This window comes from Sphingomonas sp. 179-I 2A4 NHS (assembly GCF_045369135.1).
Taxonomy (GTDB): Bacteria; Pseudomonadota; Alphaproteobacteria; order Sphingomonadales; family Sphingomonadaceae; genus Sphingomonas.
The window spans coordinates 134,766-153,029 of record NZ_JBIQFL010000003.1 but is presented as its reverse complement, the minus strand read 5'-3'; the positions used below and the strand labels follow the sequence as shown (position 1 = coordinate 153,029).

18 protein-coding genes are annotated in these 18,264 nt (G+C 67.8%); 12 read left to right on the top strand and 6 right to left on the bottom strand.

The window, feature by feature from the left end; translation table 11 throughout:
* Positions 1–206 precede the first annotated feature (206 nt).
* On the bottom strand, positions 207–1,250 hold the full coding sequence (locus tag ACH0CP_RS06855; protein ID WP_406893894.1) for a diguanylate cyclase domain-containing protein: 1,044 nt from the start codon (positions 1,248–1,250) through the stop codon (positions 207–209).
* A gap of 101 nt (positions 1,251–1,351) precedes the next feature.
* The gene (locus ACH0CP_RS06850) at positions 1,352–1,885 is read right to left on the bottom strand and encodes a peroxiredoxin (RefSeq protein WP_294444810.1); all 534 of its coding nucleotides are present in this window, start codon (positions 1,883–1,885) and stop codon (positions 1,352–1,354) included.
* Positions 1,886–1,948: 63 nt separating this feature from the next.
* On the opposite strand from ACH0CP_RS06850, the gene ACH0CP_RS06845 reads away from it, so the two are divergent.
* Entirely contained in the window at positions 1,949–2,755 is an 807-nt protein-coding gene (locus tag ACH0CP_RS06845) for an inositol monophosphatase family protein (protein WP_294444811.1), read from the top strand.
* Positions 2,756–2,788: 33 nt separating this feature from the next.
* Here the strand turns inward: ACH0CP_RS06845 and ACH0CP_RS06840 are convergent, their stop codons facing one another.
* Positions 2,789–4,924 carry an AsmA family protein gene (locus tag ACH0CP_RS06840; protein WP_294444812.1) on the bottom strand — a complete coding sequence of 712 codons (2,136 nt, stop codon included), beginning with the start codon at positions 4,922–4,924 and terminating at the stop codon, positions 2,789–2,791.
* A 156-nt stretch (positions 4,925–5,080) separates the two neighbouring features.
* On the opposite strand from ACH0CP_RS06840, the gene rpmI reads away from it, so the two are divergent.
* From rpmI to ACH0CP_RS06785, 11 genes are all read left to right on the top strand, one after another.
* Positions 5,081–5,284 (top strand): 50S ribosomal protein L35, encoded by a 204-nt coding sequence (rpmI, locus tag ACH0CP_RS06835; protein WP_046407959.1) that lies wholly within the window; start codon positions 5,081–5,083, stop codon positions 5,282–5,284.
* 17 nt (positions 5,285–5,301) lie between these two features.
* Entirely contained in the window at positions 5,302–5,667 is a 366-nt protein-coding gene (rplT, locus tag ACH0CP_RS06830) for a 50S ribosomal protein L20 (RefSeq protein WP_145117787.1), read from the top strand.
* Between the two features lie 139 nt (positions 5,668–5,806).
* Complete coding sequence (locus ACH0CP_RS06825; RefSeq protein WP_406875455.1) at positions 5,807–6,175, top strand: GIY-YIG nuclease family protein; 369 nt, start codon at positions 5,807–5,809, stop codon at positions 6,173–6,175.
* Positions 6,162–7,268: a phenylalanine--tRNA ligase subunit alpha gene (gene pheS, locus ACH0CP_RS06820; protein WP_406875454.1), complete on the top strand. Its 1,107-nt coding sequence runs from the start codon at positions 6,162–6,164 to the stop codon at positions 7,266–7,268. Before ACH0CP_RS06825 ends, pheS begins: the two co-directional genes overlap by 14 nt.
* A 13-nt stretch (positions 7,269–7,281) precedes the next feature.
* A complete protein-coding gene (gene pheT, locus ACH0CP_RS06815) occupies positions 7,282–9,633 on the top strand; it encodes a phenylalanine--tRNA ligase subunit beta (RefSeq protein WP_294442701.1) in 2,352 nt (783 codons plus the stop codon).
* A 56-nt stretch (positions 9,634–9,689) separates the two neighbouring features.
* Complete coding sequence (locus ACH0CP_RS06810) at positions 9,690–10,565, top strand: aldose 1-epimerase family protein (RefSeq protein WP_294442699.1); 876 nt, start codon at positions 9,690–9,692, stop codon at positions 10,563–10,565.
* Positions 10,562–11,446 (top strand): class I SAM-dependent methyltransferase, encoded by an 885-nt coding sequence (locus tag ACH0CP_RS06805; RefSeq protein ID WP_294442698.1) that lies wholly within the window; start codon positions 10,562–10,564, stop codon positions 11,444–11,446. Before ACH0CP_RS06810 ends, ACH0CP_RS06805 begins: the two co-directional genes overlap by 4 nt.
* A gap of 71 nt (positions 11,447–11,517) precedes the next feature.
* The gene (locus tag ACH0CP_RS06800) at positions 11,518–12,567 is read left to right on the top strand and encodes a type III polyketide synthase (protein ID WP_294442697.1); all 1,050 of its coding nucleotides are present in this window, start codon (positions 11,518–11,520) and stop codon (positions 12,565–12,567) included.
* Positions 12,564–13,253, top strand: a complete 690-nt coding sequence (locus ACH0CP_RS06795; RefSeq protein WP_294442696.1) for a methyltransferase domain-containing protein — start codon at positions 12,564–12,566, stop codon at positions 13,251–13,253. Before ACH0CP_RS06800 ends, ACH0CP_RS06795 begins: the two co-directional genes overlap by 4 nt.
* A complete protein-coding gene (locus ACH0CP_RS06790; RefSeq protein WP_294442695.1) occupies positions 13,241–14,329 on the top strand; it encodes an NAD(P)/FAD-dependent oxidoreductase in 1,089 nt (362 codons plus the stop codon). Before ACH0CP_RS06795 ends, ACH0CP_RS06790 begins: the two co-directional genes overlap by 13 nt.
* Positions 14,330–14,392: 63 nt before the next feature.
* Entirely contained in the window at positions 14,393–16,594 is a 2,202-nt protein-coding gene (locus ACH0CP_RS06785; RefSeq protein ID WP_294442694.1) for a transglycosylase domain-containing protein, read from the top strand.
* Here the strand turns inward: ACH0CP_RS06785 and ACH0CP_RS06780 are convergent.
* The 3 genes from ACH0CP_RS06780 to ACH0CP_RS06770 are packed head-to-tail and all read right to left on the bottom strand — an operon-like array spanning position 16,558 to position 18,250.
* Positions 16,558–17,244, bottom strand: coding sequence for a M48 family metallopeptidase (locus ACH0CP_RS06780; protein WP_294442693.1), 687 nt, complete (start codon positions 17,242–17,244; stop codon positions 16,558–16,560). The genes ACH0CP_RS06785 and ACH0CP_RS06780 overlap by 37 nt on opposite strands.
* Positions 17,241–17,672 carry a YcgN family cysteine cluster protein gene (locus tag ACH0CP_RS06775; RefSeq protein WP_294442692.1) on the bottom strand — a complete coding sequence of 144 codons (432 nt, stop codon included), beginning with the start codon at positions 17,670–17,672 and terminating at the stop codon, positions 17,241–17,243. The genes ACH0CP_RS06780 and ACH0CP_RS06775 overlap by 4 nt, the downstream gene beginning before the upstream one ends.
* Positions 17,669–18,250: an SCO family protein gene (locus ACH0CP_RS06770; protein WP_294442690.1), complete on the bottom strand. Its 582-nt coding sequence runs from the start codon at positions 18,248–18,250 to the stop codon at positions 17,669–17,671. Before ACH0CP_RS06770 ends, ACH0CP_RS06775 begins: the two co-directional genes overlap by 4 nt.
* Positions 18,251–18,264: the final 14 nt, after the last annotated feature.

Below are 18,264 nucleotides of genomic sequence, written 5' to 3'. Positions count from 1 at the left end.
GCCGAGGAAGCTGACGGCGTGGTTCTGAAGGTTGGCGAAACGGTTGATCATGGTGTGTCTCCTGGGTGGCAGTGGGTGATCCATCTGCATGCCAGGGACATTGCATCGACCGTGCCAATTTCACGGCCCACGCAAAATCAACAACTTAGGACAGCGCCGCTTTTCGCGTGGAAAATTCCGCCAACCCCTGTTGGCGCGCTACACCATCAAGCGGCGCAGATTACGCGATTCCGACCATTGGCCTTCGCCTCATACAAGGCCGCGTCCGCTACCGCGTACAGCGCCTCGAGCGCATCGGCTGCGCGACCGATGGCGATGCCGCCGGAAATGGTCACCTCGCCGATCGGCATGTCCGTATCGCGCACGCGGAAACGGCGCGCCGCCACCGCGCCGCGGGCACGGTCAAGCGCATCACGCGCCGAGGCGACGGCGGGGCCGCTCATCAGCACCGCAAACTCCTCGCCGCCATATCGGGCGACGAGGCCATGTTCGACGGCACCCGCGAGCGTCTGTCCTACTGCGCGCAGGACCCGATCGCCGACGGCATGTCCGAATTCGTCATTCACCCGCTTGAAGTGATCGATATCGCACAATGCGATTGCGATCGGCGTATCTGGGGACAAGGCGCCGAACGCCTCGTCGAAGCCGCGGCGATTGGTCAATTCGGTCAGCGGATCGAGTCGCGCGCAGTCCCGCGCCTCGTCAAGCGCACGGCGCAGCTCGTCAGCTTCCTGCTCGGCCGCGGCCAGCCGCTGTTCGGATGACCGAACCCGCTCGATCATCGCGCCCGTGAGGCGAGCCAATTCGTCACCCCCTGCGAGCGGATCCGCACGGCGGATGGCCGCAGCGCTTTCTTCCAGGTTGCGGCCGAAGCCGGTCGTTTCGGCGTGCATCGCACGGACCAGATCGGAGAACCCGCTGACCTGAAGATCGGCGCGTGCGATCAGCTGGTCGGCGCGCTGGTTGGCAGCGGCCACATGATCCGCCAGTTCGGCGCGTGCCGCGTCGGCCGCGCGCCACGGCGCCCAATCGCCGCCGGCGCCGACGCCAAGGTTGCGGATGTCCTCTCGCGACAGGCGAATGCCGCCGTCGGTGATTTCGGCAACGGCACGTGCCAGCGGCCCGGCAGGATCGCTCAGCACCGTGTAGGCGAACGCGTAATTGGCCGGTTCGGGACTGAGGTGATGATCGGCGAGGAAGGTGCCGATGGCGTCGAAGAGATCGGACGGTGCGATCCCTATCGGCGTCATCATCGAACCCACAATCAGCTTCTCCGCCCCGCGATGCCGCCCGAAGCGCGGCCTTTCCCGGAACCGGTGGTTAGCCGAGAGTTGCTAATATTGCGTTGTCGTCATTGGTCCTTCAGCTTGCGAACGGCGGCAAGCGTGAGCGCGACATGATGGTCCGCCGCCAGCTCGCTGTGGACGAAGGTGACGCGCCCATCGCGATCGATCACGTAGCTGGTGCGGTTGGTGGCATCCCGCCCCTTCACCTGACGGCCGAGCGCCACGTCATAGCCGGCGACGACGCCGGGGCCAGCGCTCGCCACCGCGAACTTGCCAGCGCATTCGGTGGCGGAGAACTTCTGCAGCGCCTCGACCGGATCGGCCGACATGCCGATCACGGTGGCGCCGGCGGCACGGAAGTTGGCGATATTCTCGGCAAAGGCACGCGCCTCGGCATTGCAGCCGGCGGTGAAGGCGGCGGGGAAGAAGTACAGCACGACCGGCCCCTTCTTCAGCTGCTGCGCGAGGTTCACGGTGACGATCTTCCCCGCGACCGCGCCGCGGGTGGTGAAATCGGGGGCCTTGGCGCCGACCGGCAGAGCGGCGGAAGCAGGCGTGGCGAGGATGGCAAGCGACACGGCGGCAATCAGACGGCGCATGATGGTTCTCCCAGGGTGGGTTGATCCTAGCGCGGGCGGGCGGCGCACGATAGGGCAGTGAGGATGCCGATCCGCCAGTCCGACCTCGATCTCGCCGCCCGCCTCGCCGATGCTGCCGGCGACGCCATCCGCCCCTATTTCCGCGGGGAGCTCGGCACCGAGATGAAGGACGATCACTCCCCCGTCACGCTGGCGGACCGGGCGGCCGAAGCGGCGATGCGCCGTATCCTCGATGCCGAGGCGCCGGGCGACGCGGTGCATGGCGAGGAATATGGCAGCAAGGACGGCGTCACCGGGCGGCGCTGGGTGCTCGACCCGATCGACGGCACGCGCAGCTTCACCGTCGGGCGCGCGATCTTCGGCACGCTGATCGCGCTGGTCGAGGATGGCTGGCCGATGCTGGGCGTGATCGACCAGCCGATCCAGCGCGAACGGTGGATCGGCGCGGCGGGGCGGCCGACCCTGTTCAACGGCGCGCCGACGCGCACCCGCACATGTCGCGAGATCGAGGGCGCGATCCTCGCCACCACCAGCCCGCATGCCTTCAACGACGACGAGGTACCGCACTTCATGGCGCTGGTCGCGGCGGTGTCGGGCGGGCATGCGCGGCAAGGGCCGGTCTATGGCGGCGACTGCTACAATTACGGGCTGCTCGCGAGCGGGCACCTCGACATCGTGTGCGAGGCGGGGCTGGCGCTGTACGACTTCGCCGCGCTCGCCCCGATCGTCGAGGGCGCCGGCGGGCGGATGTGCGACTGGAACGGCGATCCGCTGACCGAGGCGAGCACGGGCCAGGTGCTGGCGATCGGCGATCCTGCGCGGATGGACGAGGTGCTGGAGGCGCTGCACGCCATTCGGCACGCGCACTAGGGGCCGCTGCGGGGATCAGAAGATCCCCCCGGCTCAGAAGATCCCGAGGAACTTCTTGCGCTGTTCCTTGCCGGGCTTGTCCTTGCCCTTCTCGTCCTTGGCGGTCGTCCCGCTGCCGACGTCGTCGCGCGGCTGGCCCTTGGTGGTGCGCTGCGCGGCGGCGGTGGCGGCGGACAGCACCGGACCGCAGGCGGCCGATTTCGCGTCGCCGATATCCACAAAGGCCAGCACGCCCGCGACCGGCGCGGCGGCCACGGCAAGCCCCAGGCCCACACCGGCGCGGCCGATCAGTTGCGGGCTGATCACGTTCAGCGTCGGCGCGGAGAAATAGCCGCCGATCCCGACCGGCGACTGGCCGGAGAACAGGCTGAACTTCTTGGCATCGGCGCGGATCGCGATGTCGATCGCCTCGGTCCGGAAGCTGAAGCCACCGCGGCCGAGGATCACGTTCTTGCTGGTATCGATCAGGATCGGGTCCGCCGCCGCGATCCCGCTGCGCACGGTGAACGCGACGAGACCGCAATTGATCTCGACCGGCTTCTTCAGCTTGCCGGCGAACATCTTCTGGACGAACGTGCCTATGTCGAGCTCGGACAGCTGGACGTTGCGCGTCCACAGCGCGCCCTGCGGCATGACGAAGGCGATGCGGCCGCTTGATGTCGCGAGCGAATCCGCGATCGAATCGCCGCGGCCGTTCAGCTGGATGCGGCCCTTGATCGTGCCGGTGGTGCCCGATTCCGCGACGCCCCAGCCGGCGAACAGCCGCCCCATCGGCGTCGGGGCCAGCCGGAAGTCGTACTTCACCGCGCTCGGCCGCTGGCGCGTGTCGAACACGATGTCGCTGGCGACGTTGCCGCGCGCCATGGCGAAGTTGAACGGCGACAGCGCAAGGCGGCCGCGGTCGAGATCGAGCGTGAGCTCCATGTTCGAGATTGGCACGCGGCGCGACTTCACCTGATCGACCGTCCAGACGAGATCGGCGTCGAAGGTGCGCATCTTCTCGACCGGCATGTCATCGTCCGGCAGCAGCTTGCGCGGGCCGGAGCCGGTGGCGGCCGCTGCGGCAACCGCGCCCTTCGTTTCGACGATGTCGGGATTGTAGCCGACCAGCACCGACGCATCGACGATATCGAGGCTGCGGGTGCGGATCACCGAATCGAGGTGCAGCCGATCGCCATTCGTCACCGTCAGCTTGCCGGCGACATCGCTCTCACCCACGGTGCCGGCGATGTTGGTGAAGCGGTAGACCTCACCGTCCTTCACCATCCGGCCCTTCAGGGCGTAGCGCCGCGTTTCCGGCAGCACGACGCCGATGATGCCGAGCAGTTCAGACAGGTCGCGACCACGCGCTCGCGTCTCAAGAGGCACCTTCTCGATCTCGGCCAGAGAAGGAAGCGTGCCTGACACGTCGACCACGTTGTTCGCCGCCCAGGCACGCGCGGTCAGCTTGTTCTCGCCGCGGTTCACCGTCGCGTCGGGCGACAGCAGTTGCGCGGTGACGCGGAACGGCGTGTCGCGGATGCGTCCGGTGCCGCCCACCCGAACCGACTTGCCGATCTGCGCATCTTGCGAGCGGATATCCTCGATCCCGAGGTCGGCGAGCAGCCTCATGCGGGGATCGAGATAGCGCACCGTCGTTCCACGCACCGTCGCCACGTCGATGCGGGGAAAATCGAGCGGCTTGCCGCCCTTCTTCTCGCTGAACGTCCAGGTGTTGGTGGTGTGCCCGGCGTTCCATTCCAGGTCCGCCGCGCCGTTCTGAAGGTCGAGCCAGTACAGCCGCCGCTTCCCGAACAGCAGCGACAGTGGCGCGATCCGAGTGTCGATCCGGTCGGCGCGGAACAGATAGGGCCGCGTCGCCCAGGCCGGATTGGCGATGGTGAAGCGCTCGGCGTAGAATTTGATCCTGAGCGGCGCGAAATACAGCTGGAAATCGCCGCCGACGCGCACCTCACGGTTGGTCATCCGGCCGACGATCGTCTCGAACGGCCCTTTCAGAAATCGGCCCTTGGTGATGAACAGCACCAGCCAGATGAGCGCGGGGATGGCGAGGATGGCGATGATCGTGTTGCGCAGGATATGGCGGCGGCGACGCGGATCGCGCAGGCCGGTGCCCGGCGGGGGCTTCACCCCAGACAGCGCAGGCTGCCGATCAGGTTCAGTCGCCATGTCCATGAAAGCGCAAATCGCATGGCGCAGGGGTTGGTTGCATTTCACCCGCCCCGCCGCTATGCGCCCCGCTTCTTCCCAGCGAGGTGAAAAGAATCGCCCGGCCATCAGGGCTGCCGCGGCGGTTCCAGTCTCGCTCGATTTGAAAGGACCAAAATGCCCAAGCTCAAGACCAAGAGCGGCGTCAAGAAGCGCTTCAAGCTCACCGCATCCGGCCTGCTCAAGCACGGCGTCGCTGGCAAGCGCCACCGCCTGATCAGCCACAACAGCAAGTACATCCGCCAGAACCGCGGCACCAAGGTGCTGTCGAAGGCCGACACCGCGACGGTGAAGGCCTGGGCGCCGTACGGCCTGCGTTGAGCGAGAGGAACTAGCACATGGCACGCATTAAGCGGGGCGTAACCACTCGCGCCAAGCACAAGAACATTCTGGAACAGGCCAAGGGTTACCGCGGCCGCCGCAAGAACACGATCCGCATCGCGCGTCAGGCCGTCGAAAAGGCCGGCCAGTATGCGTATCGCGACCGGAAGGTTAAGAAGCGGACTTTCCGCGGCCTGTGGATCCAGCGCATCAACGCCGGCGTCCGCGCCGAGGGCCTGACCTACAGCCAGTTCATGCATGGCCTGAAGCTTGCGGGCATCGATCTGGACCGCAAGGTCCTGGCCGACATCGCGATGCACGAAGGCGAAGCGTTTACGGCGCTCGTCGCTCAGGTGAAGAACGCGCTGCCGGCCCAGGCCTAAGCCTCTTCACCTGAAGCGACACGAAGGGCGTGGGTGGCAACACCCGCGCCCTTTGCGTGTCTGGCGCCTGGCGATCGAAACGTCATTCCCGCGCAGGCGGGAAGCCATATTCTCCGACCCCAGGTGAGGAGAACATCAGGTGGCCAAACAACCCTGCGTCTACATCCTCGCCAGCGGCAAGCACGGCACCCTCTACATAGGCGTCACATCGAACCTGCTGGCGCGGCTGCATCAGCACCGCGCAGGATTGATCGAAGGGTTCACCAGCCGCTACGGGGTGCATCGTCTTGTCTGGTTCGAGATGGCAGACACGATGGAAGCCGCGATCGGCCGCGAGAAGCAGCTGAAGAAGTGGAATCGCGACTGGAAGCTGCGGCTGATCGAGGAAAACAACCCCGGGTGGGTGGACTTGGCGATCAACCTTGGCTTCGAGCCAGTCGAGGATACAGCGCGTATGGATTCCCGCCTGCGCGGGAATGACGGGATAGTTACCGATGACCGAGATTGACGACCTGAAAACGCACCTGCTGACCGCGATCGAGGCTGCGGCGGGGCTGGACGCGCTGGACGCGGTGCGTGTCGACGCGCTGGGCAAGCAGGGCCGCGTTACCGCGCTGCTGAAGTCGATGGGCGGCCTCAGCCCCGAGGAGCGCCAGGTGAAGGGCCCGGCGATCCACGGCCTGCGCGAGGCGGTTACCAACGCGATTGCCACCCGCAAGGCCACACTGGAGGCCGCCGCGCTGGAGGCAAAGCTCGCCGCCGAGCGGATCGACATGACGCTGCCGGTCGATGCGCCGCTCGCCGGCACGATCCACCCGGTGAGCCAGGTGATGGACGAACTGGCGGAAATCTTCGCCGATCTCGGCTTCGCGGTCGCCACCGGCCCGGAGATGGAGACCGACTGGCACAATTTCACCGCGCTCAACATTCCGGAAACCCATCCGGCACGCGCGATGCACGACACCTTCTATCTCGCCGGCGATCATGTGCCTGAGGATCGCGAGCGGCCCCGCCTGCTGCGCACCCACACGTCGCCGGTGCAGATCCGCACCATGCTGGCGAACAAGCCGCCGATCCGAATCATCGCGCCCGGCCGCACCTATCGCAGCGACAGCGACGCGACCCATACGCCGATGTTCCACCAGGTCGAAGGGCTGGTGATCGACAAGGGCATCACCATGGGTCACCTGAAATGGACGCTGGAGACCTTCCTCAAGGCCTTCTTCGAGCGTGACGACATCGTGCTTCGCCTGCGCCCCAGCTATTTCCCCTTCACCGAACCCTCGGCGGAGGTCGACGTCGGCTACACGCTGCAAAAGGGCAAGCGCGTGATCGGCGGCGGTGGTGACGTGCCCAACGGCGGCTGGATGGAAGTGCTGGGCAGCGGCATGGTTCACCCCAAGGTGATCGCCGCCTGCGGGCTCGATCCCGACGAATGGCAGGGCTTCGCCTTTGGCTGCGGCATCGATCGCCTCGCCATGCTGAAATACGGCATGGACGATCTGCGCGCCTTCTTCGACGGCGATATCCGCTGGCTCAAGCATTATGGCTTCTCCGCCCTCGACGTCCCGACCCTGTCGGGCGGCGTCGGCGCGGCGTGATCGGACGATAGAGATGAAATTCACGCTTTCCTGGCTCAAGGACCACCTCGACACCGCGGCATCGCTGGACGAGATCCTCGTCGGCCTCACCCGCATCGGCCTTGAGGTCGAAGGGGTCGAGAACCCCGGCGAGAAGCTCGCCGCCTTCCGCATCGCCAAGGTGCTGACCGCCGAGCGGCACCCGCAGGCGGACAAGCTTCAGGTGCTGTCGGTCGACGCCGGCGACGGCCCGCTTCAGGTCGTGTGCGGTGCGCCCAACGCCCGTGCCGGCCTCGTCGGCGTGTTCGGCATGCCCGGCGCGACGGTGCCGGCCAACGGCATGGTGCTGAAGGTCGCGGCGATCCGCGGCGTCGAATCGAACGGCATGATGTGCTCCACGCGCGAGCTGGAGCTGGGCGACGATCATGACGGCATCATCGAACTGGCCGCCGACGCGCCGGTCGGCGAAGTCTATGCCGAATGGGCGGGCCTCAACGATCCGGTCATCGACGTGTCGATCACGCCCAACCGGCAGGATTGCATGGGCGTGCGCGGCATCGCGCGCGATCTCGCCGCCGCCGGCCTCGGCACGCTGAAGCCGCTGACGGCAGAGCCGGTTGCGGGCGAAGGCCCCGGCCCCGACGTACGGACCGACGATCCCGCCGGCTGCCCCGCCTTCTTCGCGCAGGGCGTCAATGGCGTCAGCAACGGCGCCTCGCCCGAATGGCTGGCGAAGCGGCTGCGCGCGATCGGTCAGAAGCCGATCTCGGCATTGGTCGACGTCACCAATTACGTCACCGTCGATCTCGGCCGCCCGCTGCACGTCTATGACAAGGCGAAGCTCTCCGGCGGCCTCGTCGCGCGCAAGGCAAAGGCCGGCGAGACGGTCCTTGCCCTCAACGGCAAGACCTACACGCTTGATCAGACGATGACGGTCATCGCCGATGATGCCCATGTCCATGACATCGGCGGCATCATGGGCGGCGAGGAATCGGGCGTGTCGGACGCGACCACCGACGTCATCATCGAATGCGCCTTTTTCGATCCCGAGCATATCGCGCGCACCGGCCAGAAGCTGATGCTGACCAGCGATGCGCGCCAGCGGTTCGAACGCGGCGTCGATCCGGCGTTTCTGGACGATGGCCTCGCGATCGCAACGCGCCTCGTGCTCGACCTGTGCGGTGGTCAGCCGACCGGCACCACCCGCGCCGGTGAGCCGCCGCTGGGTACGCGCAGCTATGCCTATGACCCCGCGCGCGCCGAAACTCTCGGTGGCCTCGCCGTCGCGCCGGAGCGGCAGCGCGCGATCCTCACCTCGCTCGGCTTCACCGTCAGCGACGATTGGCAGGTCACGCCGCCAACGTGGCGCCGCGATATCGACGGCGCGGCCGATCTGGTCGAGGAAGTGATCCGTATCGAGGGGATCGATAACGTCCCCTCTGTGCCGCTGCCGCGTGCGCCGGGTGTGGCCACGCCGACCGCAACGCCGGAACAGAAGCTGGAACGCCGCGTCCGCCGCGCCGCCGCCGCGCGCGGCCTGGACGAAGCAGTGACGTGGAGCTTCATCTCGGAAGGCGAGGCCGCGCCGTTCGGTGGGGGTGCTTTCACGCTCGCCAATCCGATCAGCGAGGACCTGAAGGTCATGCGTCCCTCGCTGCTGCCGGGGCTGCTCTCGGCCGCCGCGCGCAACGTGCGGCGCGGTGCCGGCACGATCCGCCTGTTCGAGATCGGTCGCCGCTATCTTGCCGACAAGGAGCGCCCGACGCTCAGCCTCGTCCTCGCCGGCGACCGCCGCGCGCGGCACTGGCAGACAGGCAAGGCGCAGGCCTTTGATGCGTTCGACGCCAAGACGGAGGCGCTGGCGCTGCTCGCCGCCGCGGGTGCGCCGGTCGATAATTTGCAGGTGTTCGGCGAAGCAGGCGACGCCTGGCACCCGGGCCAGTCGGGTACGCTGCGGCTTGGGCCGAAAACGGTGCTTGCTGCTTTCGGCATCCTCCACCCCAATGTCACCCGCGCGTTCGATCTCGACGCTGGCGTTGCCGCGCTTGAGCTGTACCTCGATGCCATCCCGGCGAAGCGTTCCGCTGGCTTCATGCGCCCCGCCTATACGCCGCCCGCGCTCCAGGCCGTCCGCCGCGACTTCGCCTTCCTGGTGCCGGAGGGGCTGGCGGCCGATGCGCTCGCCCGAGCGGTGAAGGGCGCGGACAAGGCCGCGATCGTCTCCGCCCGGGTGTTCGACGTCTTCACCAAGGATGGCGAAACATCGATGGCGGTCGAGGTGGTGCTGCAGCCGGGCGACAAGGCGTTCGTCGAGGCGGAGCTGAAGGCGATCGCCGACAAGGTCGTCGCCGCCGCCGCCAAGCTCGGCGCCTCGCTGCGGGGCTAATATATGTCCGTCATCCTCGCGCTGGCGGGGATGACGGATCGGCCAGGGAGGCGAGCATGACCGACTGGATCACCATCGCGAACGATCAACTGTCCGCAGCGATCAACCCGCTCGGCGCGGAACTGTCCTCGCTGAAGGACGCCGCCGGGCGCGAGCTGATGACCGACGCGGATCCGAAGTTCTGGACCGGCCGCGCGCCGCTGCTCTTCCCTGTCGTGGGCAAGCCCGCGGGCGAGAAGATCCGCGTCGACGGGCGCAGCTATCCGATGAAGCAGCACGGCTTCGCGCGGCGACTGCCGTTCGCGCTGGTCGAGCGGGACGACGCGCGATTGCTGTTCCGGCTGGAAGCGGACGCGCAGACCCGCAAGCAATATCCGTTCGATTTCGTGCTCGACGCGGCCTTTCGCCTCGACGGCGCGACGCTCGTCACCGAGATCACGGTCCGCAATCCGGGCGCCGAACCCATGCCGGCAAGCTTCGGCTTCCACCCGGCGTTCGCATGGCCCCTGCCCTATGGCCGCGACCGCAGCGATCATCGCATCACCTTCTCGCATGACGAGCCGGAGCCGCTGCGTGTGATCGCCAGCGACGCGACGATCGCGCCCGGAACCCGCCCCTCCCCGCTCGACGGGCGCACGCTGTACCTTGCGGACGACCTGTTCGCCAACGACGCGCTGGTATGGGACGACATCCGCTCGTCCAGCGTGACCTATGGCGCAAGCGACGGTCCGCAGCTGGAGATCAGCTTTCCGGATACGCCGATGCTGGGGATCTGGACCAAGCCGGGTGCGCGCTACATCTGCGTCGAGCCGTGGCATGGCATTGCCGATCCGCAAGGCTATCGCGGCGAGCTCAAGGACAAGCCGGGCATCTTCCTGGTGCCGCCCGGCGGTTCCAAGCAGATCGCAATGTCGGTAACGCTGCGGCCATGAAGCTTGAGACGCTGATTGGCGAACCCTGGGGCGATTATGGCCTCGTCGATTGTGGCCATGGTCGCAAGCTGGAGCGCTACGGCGACTATCGCTTCATCCGCCCCGAACCGCAGGCGCTGTGGGCGCCGGCACATGACAATTGGCAGGCGCATGGTGAGTTCGTCCCCGGCAGCGACGAGGATGGCGGCGGCCAGTGGCATTACAGCCGGCCCGTGCCGCGCAATGGCTGGCCGCTCTCCTGGGGTGTCGGCGCCGGGACGATCCGCTTCACGGCGCAGAACACGCCGTTTCGCCACCTCGGCTTCTTTCCCGACATGGCCCCCGTCTGGTCATGGCTGCGCGAGCAGATCGACGGCGTTGCCGAGCCCGAAGCGCTGAACCTGTTCGGTTATACGGGCGTCGGCACGCTCGCGCTGTCCGCGGCGGGCGCGAAGATGGTCCATGTCGATGCGTCCAAGAAGTCGGTCGAGGCGGCGCGCGCCAATGCGAAGCTCTCCGGCATGGCCGATCGCCCGGTGCGCTGGATCGTCGACGATGCGGCGAAGTTCGTCGCGCGCGAGGTACGCCGCGGTCGCCGCTATGACGCCATCCTGCTCGATCCGCCCAAATACGGTCGTGGACCGGAGGGCGAGATCTGGCGGCTGGAGGAGCATCTGCCCGCTCTGATCGCCGATTGCCGCCAGTTGCTCGATGCGAACTCGCGCGCGCTGTTCCTCACCGTCTATGCGGTCCGCATGTCCGCACTGGCGATCGGCGAGATGCTGCGCCAGCTGTTCGCCGACCTGCCCGGCACGGTCGAATGCGGCGAGCTTGGCGTGCGCGAGGAAGCGCGCGGGCTGGTGCTGCCCACCGCCATCTGGGCACGCTGGTCGAACGACTGAACGCGGCGGGCGCAGCTAACACCCTGGGATGAGCGCGAGCCGAATCGCGTTGCCGCGCGTTACCCGCGGACATGAACGCCCATCTCAACATGATCGGCACGGCGGTGCCGGGGCACGACATCCATGGCGCCTTCATCGCCTGGGCCCGTGCTCGCCTGCCCGAGCGGGAGCGCCGGCTGTTCGATCGCATGGGCACGCGATCGGGGATTGAGCATCGCTGGTCGGTATTGCCGGACGCGAACGGATCGCCGGTTGATCCCGGCGGCTTCTACGCCGCGGAGCCCCACCCCGGAACGGCCGAACGGATGCGGATCTATGCCGAGGCGGCGCCGGTCCTGGCACTCGCCGCGATCGACGATCTCGCCAGCCGCCAGCCGCTCGGCGCGATCACGCACCTGGTGGTGGCGAGCTGCACCGGCTTCGTCGCGCCAGGGATCGACCAGATCATCGCCGCCCGGCTTGGCTTGCCGCCCAGTGTGGAACGGCTGCTCGTCGGGTTCATGGGCTGTTATGCTGCGGTCGCGGCACTCCGAAGCGCCCGCCACATCGTGCGATCGGAGCCAGAGGCACGCGTGCTGGTGGTAACGGTGGAGCTTTCCACCCTGCACCTGCAGGCTGCCGACGCGCTGGAACCTTTGCTTGCCATGCTGCAGTTCGGGGACGGCGCAGCGGCCGCGCTCGTCACTGCCGAGCCGAATGGCTTTGCGCTGGAGCGCCCCTTTGCCACTACCCTTCCCGGCTCCGCCGAGCTGATCCGCTGGGACATCACCGACCGCGGCTTTGCCATGCATCTGTCTGGCGAGGTGCCCGGCCGGATCAGCACCGCGCTTGCCGATCCCGACCTCGTGGAGGTGCTGACCCAAGGCGCGACGCCGGACGTCTGGGCGGTCCACGCCGGCGGACGTTCGATCCTCGATGCGGTGGAACATGCCCTACGGCTGCCGGATGATGCGCTGGCCGGGTCGCGCGCCGTGCTGGCGGACAACGGCAACATGTCCTCCGCGACGCTGATGTTCGTGCTTGCGCGGCTGTTCGCCGGCCCGCCGGTGACGCACGGCGTGGCGCTCGCCTTCGGGCCGGGGCTGGCGGCGGAAGGCTTCGGCTTCCGGAGCGCCGCATGAGCCTTGCCGTGCGCGCTACGGCCGAGGAACTGATGGACGCTGATGATCTCGAACCAGAGGTCTATGCCGCTGTCGTTGCCGATCTGGCGAAGGTGAATGTCGTGACGCTGGCGGCCCGGCCGACGCTCGCCTTCCTGTCGCGCGCGACGCGTAAGGGCGGGCGTTACCGGCTGCTGGACGTCGGCTTTGGCGATGGCGACATGCTGCGCCGCATCGGCAAATGGGCCGACCGGCACGGCCGAAGCTTCGATCTCGTCGGCGTCGATCTCAATCCACGCAGCGAACAGGCCGCCCGGCCACGCACGCCGGCATCGATCCGGCTCGTCACCGGCGACTATGCGGATCTGGCGGCCGAACCGTGGGATTTCGTCATTTCCAGCCTCGTCGCGCATCACATGAGCCACGATCAACTCGTCGCTTTCCTGCGCTTCATGGAGGCTGAGGCGCGCGTGGGCTGGCTGGTCAACGACCTGCATCGCCACGGTTTTTCCTATCGCGGCTATCCCCTGCTCGCCCGCCTCGCGCGCTGGCATCCGATCGTGCGGCATGACGGCACGCTCTCGATCGCCCGCAGTTATCGGCCATCGGAATGGCCGCCGATCCTTGCCGAGGCCGGCATTCAGGATGCGCGCGTGTCGCGCTATTTTCCCTTTCGGCTGTGCGTGGAGCGCGTGTGCGAACGCTAGACGCGCTGATCGTTGGTGGTGGGCCCGCGGGATCGGCGGCGGCGATCACGCTCGCGCGGGGCGACGAAGCGCCGCTTTTGCTGGAGCGCAATCGCGAAGCCGGTGATGCGCTGTGCGGCGGCTTCCTCAGCTGGCGCACGCTGGAAACCCTGCAAGACCTCGGGATCGAACCGGATTCGCTGAACCGGGAACGGATCACCCGCGTCCGGATCATCGCCGGGGACCGGGTGGCCGAGGCGGCGCTGCCGCGCCCTGCGATCGGCGTATCGCGCCGACGGCTCGACGCCCTGCTGCTCGACCAGGCGGCGGCGCTGGGCGCGGCGGTTGAGCGAGGTGTTTCGGTTCGGTCGATCCGCGACGCCGTCAGGCTCGACGATGGCAGTTTGTTTGCCCCCAAGGCGCTGTTCCTCGCGAGTGGGAAGCATGAGGTGCGCGGCCTCGGGCGCCCATCCGGCGCACGCGGCGAGGATCCGGCACTCGGCCTGCGCGTGCGGGCCGCGACGCACCCGGCGCTCGATCGGCTGATCGGCGATGCGATCGAGCTTCACTTGTTCGATCGCGGCTATACCGGCGTGGTGCGGCAGGAGGACGGGTCGGCGAACATCTGCCTCGCGGTGCGCCGGTCCCGCCTGCACGAGGTGGGCGATCCTGCCACCCTGTTGGCCGGCATCGGCCGCGAGGCCCCACAGCTCGGCGACCGCCTCGCCTTTGCCCATAGTGGCGCCGACGCGGTGGCGAACGTGCCGTACGGGTGGCGCGACGAGGAATCGCATCCCGGGCTGTTCCGGCTGGGCGACCAGGCCGGAGTGATCCCCTCGCTCGCCGGTGAGGGCATGGGCATCGCGCTGGCCAGCGGGGTTTCGGCGGCGCGCGCCTATTTGCGCGAAGGGGCGATGAGCGACTGGCAGCCGCGCTTCGCCCGGCGCCTGCGCCGCCCGATCGGAATTGCCGATGCGGTGCGCGGCGCCGCCGAGCATCCGCCGCTCGCCGCGCGGCTGCTCCCCGCCTTCCGCCACGCGCCCGCGCTGGTGCGGATGATCGCCCAGGCGACGCGGATTTCGGCCGAGCGGGGGTGATCGCGGCCTGTCCGGCCATCTTGTTAAGCATGGCCTAAGCTTCTATCCGGCAAGCGGTATCCAATGGCACGCCGCCCCGCACCCCGCTCGCCCTGGCGCCGCCGCCTGTCGATCACGATCAAGGTTATGATCGCGCTCGCCGTGCTGGCGCTGGGTGCCCTCGTCACCGCGGTCTATATCGCCCGCGCGCAGCTCCCTTCCTTCGAGGAGCTGAAATCGTCCCCCAACGGCCAGATGATCCGCGTCCATGCGGCCGACGGCACCGTGCTCGTCTCGATCGGGCCAAGCTATGGCGAATGGCTCGCCTATGATCGCATCCCGCGCGTGATGCGTGACGCGACCGTCTCGGTCGAGGACAAGCGCTTCTACAGCCACCTCGGCGTCGATCCGATCGGCGTCGCGCGATCGGTGAAGGTGCGGCTGGATCGCGGCCGCTGGGTGCAGGGCGGCTCGACCATCACGCAGCAGCTCGCCCGCAACGTCTTCCTCAACAACCAGAAGAAGTTCGGCCGCAAGTTCCGCGAATGGATCCTCGCGCTCGCGATGGAGCGCAAGTTCAGCAAGGATCAGATCCTCGAGCTGTACCTGAACAAGGTCTATTACGGCGGCGGCGCCTATGGAATCGACGCTGCGTCGCGCAAATTCTTCGGCCATGGCGCGAACCGGCTGACGCTGAGCGAGGCGGCGATCATCGCTGGCCTCGTCAAGGCGCCCTCCAACTACTCGCCGACAGCCGACGCGCAGGCAGCGGTCGATCGCGCGCAGGTGGTGCTGCGCGTGATGGCCGACAACGGCACGATCTCGCCCTCCGAAGCGGCCAGCGCCGATCCGCAGGCGGTGAAGCTGGCGCCCGAGCCCAAGCAGAACAGCGTACGCTATTTCACCGACTGGGCGCTGCCCCAGTTGGAAATGCTGATCGACGAGACGGAAAAGCCGCTGGAAGTCTGGACGACGCTGGACCTCTCGATGCAGCGCGCGGCCGATGCGGCGATCCGCCAGCAGGCACCCGGCGGCGCGCAGGGTGCGCTGGTCGCGCTCGACCGCGACGGCGCCGTTCGCGCGATGGTCGGCGGCAAGGATTACGTCTCGTCGATCTATAACCGCGCGACGCAGGCGCAGCGCCAGCCGGGATCGGCGTTCAAGCTGTTCGTCTATCTCGCCGCGCTGGAAGCCGGGAAGACCCCGGAATCGAGCGAGCTCGACGGCCCGATCACGATCGACGGCTGGAGCCCGCGCAACGATTCGCGCCGTTTCTCCGGCCAGGTGACGCTGCGCACGGCCTTCGCCTATTCGCTGAACACGGTGGCGGCGCGGCTGGGCCAGCAGGTGGGCTTCACTACGGTGGCGGACATGGCGCGCCGCTTCGGCATCACCACGCCGGTCAACACCCAGCCCTCGATGGTGCTCGGCACGTCGGACGTGCGGCTGATCGACATGACCCGTGCCTTCGCCAGCGTGGCCAACAAGGGCGTTGCCGTCACGCCGTTCGGCATCACCAAGGTGACCGCGAACAACGAGGTGATCTACAACCACGAGGTGGATCGCAGCCGCGTGCTGGTGGCGCCTTACGTCGCGGCACAGATGACCGATCTGCTCCAGACGGCCGTCAACACCGGAACCGGCCGCGCGGCGCAGATCGGGCGGCCGGTGGCGGGCAAGACCGGCACGACCTCTTCGTCGAAGGATGGCTGGTTCCTCGGTTTCTCCTCCGGGATCACCACCGGCGTCTGGATGGGCCGGGACGACGCGAGGCCAGTGCCGGGCCTCCACGGCGGCACCGCCCCGGCGCGCGCCTTTGCTCAGTTCATGCGCGTCGCGGTGGCGAACCGGCCGATCGAACAGTTCGACACCGAAGTGACGTTGCCCGAATGGCAGCTGGAGCCGGACGAGGAGAGCTATTTCGGCGAACCCGACAATGGCGTGTTCGTCGACGAGAACGGCGATCCGGTGGCGGCCGGCGGCGTGCCGGTGCCGGTCGACCCGGCGGGCCAGGGCATCGAGCGGCCCTCATCGCGCGCCGAACGGCCGGTGCCCGAAGGCTATCCGGATGGCGATCAGCCGCCGCCGCAGCAACTGGACCAGGACTGGATCGACCGTGTCACGGGTCGGGATCAACCGCGCGAGCCGCGGCGTGAACAGGGGCGTGAGCCGGGCCGTGAGCAGGGGCGTGACATGAGCCGGGAGATGGGCCGCGACCCCTATCGCGAGGCGCGCCGCGATCCCCGCTATCAGGCGCCGCCCCCGGCCGACCGCCCGTACCAGTGAAGCGCCGCGCCGTTGGTGCGCAGCCAGCGGCGATGCGGGGTTGGATCGCTGCCATAAAGCGCCGCGACCAGCGCGTGGAACGCCGGCGAGTGATCCATGTGGACGCGGTGCGCCACTTCATGCGCGGCAGTCGCCCGCCGCACCGCTTCGGGCGCCAGCACGAGCCGCCAGCTGTACCTGATCGCGCCGCTTCTGCTGCAACTGCCCCAACGGCCGCGCGGATCGCCGACCGTCACCTTGTCCACCGACACGCGCGCACGGGCCGCATAGAAGGCCGTATCCGTTTCCAGTAGCCGCAGCGCCTCGCGTCGTAGCCAGGCCTCGACTCGCCGGGCAATCGTCTCGCGCGGGCCGGACAGCATGAGCGTGTCGCCTTCGCGGCGAACGACGCGCGACGCCCCTTCCCGCCACGCGATCGTCAGCACCGCGTCCGCGAACGGCAGGGTGGCGCCATCGACGAACGGGCACGCATCGGGCAACTTGGCGCGCTGCGCGGCGATCCAATCCTCGTAATCGGCCGCCCAGGCGAGCGCGGCCTTGGCCGAGGCGCGGCGGGGAATCGTAAGGCGGACGCGGCCGCTCGCCGGATCGAAGGCCAGCTTCAACCGCCGTGCGGTGGGATGCCGCACGACATCGATGTCGTGGCTCACAGCACCCGATCGACGATATGATGCTCGAATTCGCCGGCGTCGTCTTCGCTTACCGTCCAGCCGCGCACTGATTCGCCGGCGCGATGCACCGCATCCCGGTCTCCCGAGACGAGGTAATGCCAGTCGGGAAGCGCTTCCCCCGCCGCCCGCAGGCGATAGGCGCAGGTGGTCGGCAGCCAGTCGATCTCGCGCACGTTGCGCATCGTCAGCCGCACGCATTCCGAGACATAGGCGTGGCGGTGCCGGTAATCCGAACACTGGCCGCTGCGCCGGTCGAGCAGCCTGCATGCGACATTGGTCGGGATCAGTTCACCTGTCTCTTCATCTTCCAGCTTGTGAAGGCAGCATTTGCCGCAGCCGTCGCACAGCGCCTCCCACTGCGCGCGATCAAGCTTTTCCAGCGGTGTGTCTTCCCAGAACCGACTCATTTCGCCCAGCGTTTGATCTCGTCCACGATGCCCTGCGGCGGCCCTTCCTGCGGCAGAAGCGCCAGCGGTTTACCGTCCGGCGACATCAGATAGGCCTGGCGGCTGTGGTCCATCATATACCCATCTGGGGTGCCGGCACCGCGTTTGAAATAGACGCCATATTCCTTGGCGACGCGCGCGATCTCTTCCGGGCTGCCGGTGAGGCCTACCATGCGCGGGTGGAAGGCGGAGACGAACTGCTTCATCACCGCGGGCGTGTCGCGCGCGGGATCGACGGTGATGACGATCGGCACGATGTTGCGCGCCAGGGTGGGATCGGTCTTCTCCAGCAGCTTGAGCGCCGCGCCGATGTTCTGCGCGTCGAGCGGGCAGACATCCGGGCAGAAGGTGTAGCCGAAATAGACGATGCGGTACTTTCCGGCGAAGCTTGCGTCGGTAACCGCCTTTCCGTCCTGATCAGTCAGCGCAAAGGGGCCGCCGATCCGCGCGCCCTCAAGCGGCGGGCGCTGCGGCGGAGCTTCCGGCGAACAGGCGGTTGCGGCGAGTGCGGCGAAAAGGGCAAAGATACGGGCGTTCATAGCCTTGCCAGCCT

Excerpts from the sequence above, each read along its gene's own strand:
- ACH0CP_RS06775 (WP_294442692.1), bottom strand. The coding sequence starts at position 17,672 with ATGAGTCGGTTCTGGGAAGACACACCGCTGGAAAAGCTTGATCGCGCG.
- ACH0CP_RS06855 (WP_406893894.1), bottom strand. The coding sequence starts at position 1,250 with ATGACGCCGATAGGGATCGCACCGTCCGATCTCTTCGACGCCATCGGC.
- rpmI (WP_046407959.1), top strand. The coding sequence starts at position 5,081 with ATGCCCAAGCTCAAGACCAAGAGCGGCGTCAAGAAGCGCTTCAAGCTC.
- ACH0CP_RS06785 (WP_294442694.1), top strand. The coding sequence starts at position 14,393 with ATGGCACGCCGCCCCGCACCCCGCTCGCCCTGGCGCCGCCGCCTGTCG.
- rplT (WP_145117787.1), top strand. The coding sequence starts at position 5,302 with ATGGCACGCATTAAGCGGGGCGTAACCACTCGCGCCAAGCACAAGAAC.
- pheS (WP_406875454.1), top strand. The coding sequence starts at position 6,162 with ATGACCGAGATTGACGACCTGAAAACGCACCTGCTGACCGCGATCGAG.
- ACH0CP_RS06770 (WP_294442690.1), bottom strand. The coding sequence starts at position 18,250 with ATGAACGCCCGTATCTTTGCCCTTTTCGCCGCACTCGCCGCAACCGCC.
- ACH0CP_RS06845 (WP_294444811.1), top strand. The coding sequence starts at position 1,949 with ATGCCGATCCGCCAGTCCGACCTCGATCTCGCCGCCCGCCTCGCCGAT.
- pheT (WP_294442701.1), top strand. The coding sequence starts at position 7,282 with ATGAAATTCACGCTTTCCTGGCTCAAGGACCACCTCGACACCGCGGCA.
- ACH0CP_RS06810 (WP_294442699.1), top strand. The coding sequence starts at position 9,690 with ATGACCGACTGGATCACCATCGCGAACGATCAACTGTCCGCAGCGATC.
- ACH0CP_RS06840 (WP_294444812.1), bottom strand. The coding sequence starts at position 4,924 with ATGGCGACTGAACCTGATCGGCAGCCTGCGCTGTCTGGGGTGAAGCCC.
- ACH0CP_RS06850 (WP_294444810.1), bottom strand. The coding sequence starts at position 1,885 with ATGCGCCGTCTGATTGCCGCCGTGTCGCTTGCCATCCTCGCCACGCCT.
- ACH0CP_RS06800 (WP_294442697.1), top strand. The coding sequence starts at position 11,518 with ATGAACGCCCATCTCAACATGATCGGCACGGCGGTGCCGGGGCACGAC.
- ACH0CP_RS06805 (WP_294442698.1), top strand. The coding sequence starts at position 10,562 with ATGAAGCTTGAGACGCTGATTGGCGAACCCTGGGGCGATTATGGCCTC.
- ACH0CP_RS06795 (WP_294442696.1), top strand. The coding sequence starts at position 12,564 with ATGAGCCTTGCCGTGCGCGCTACGGCCGAGGAACTGATGGACGCTGAT.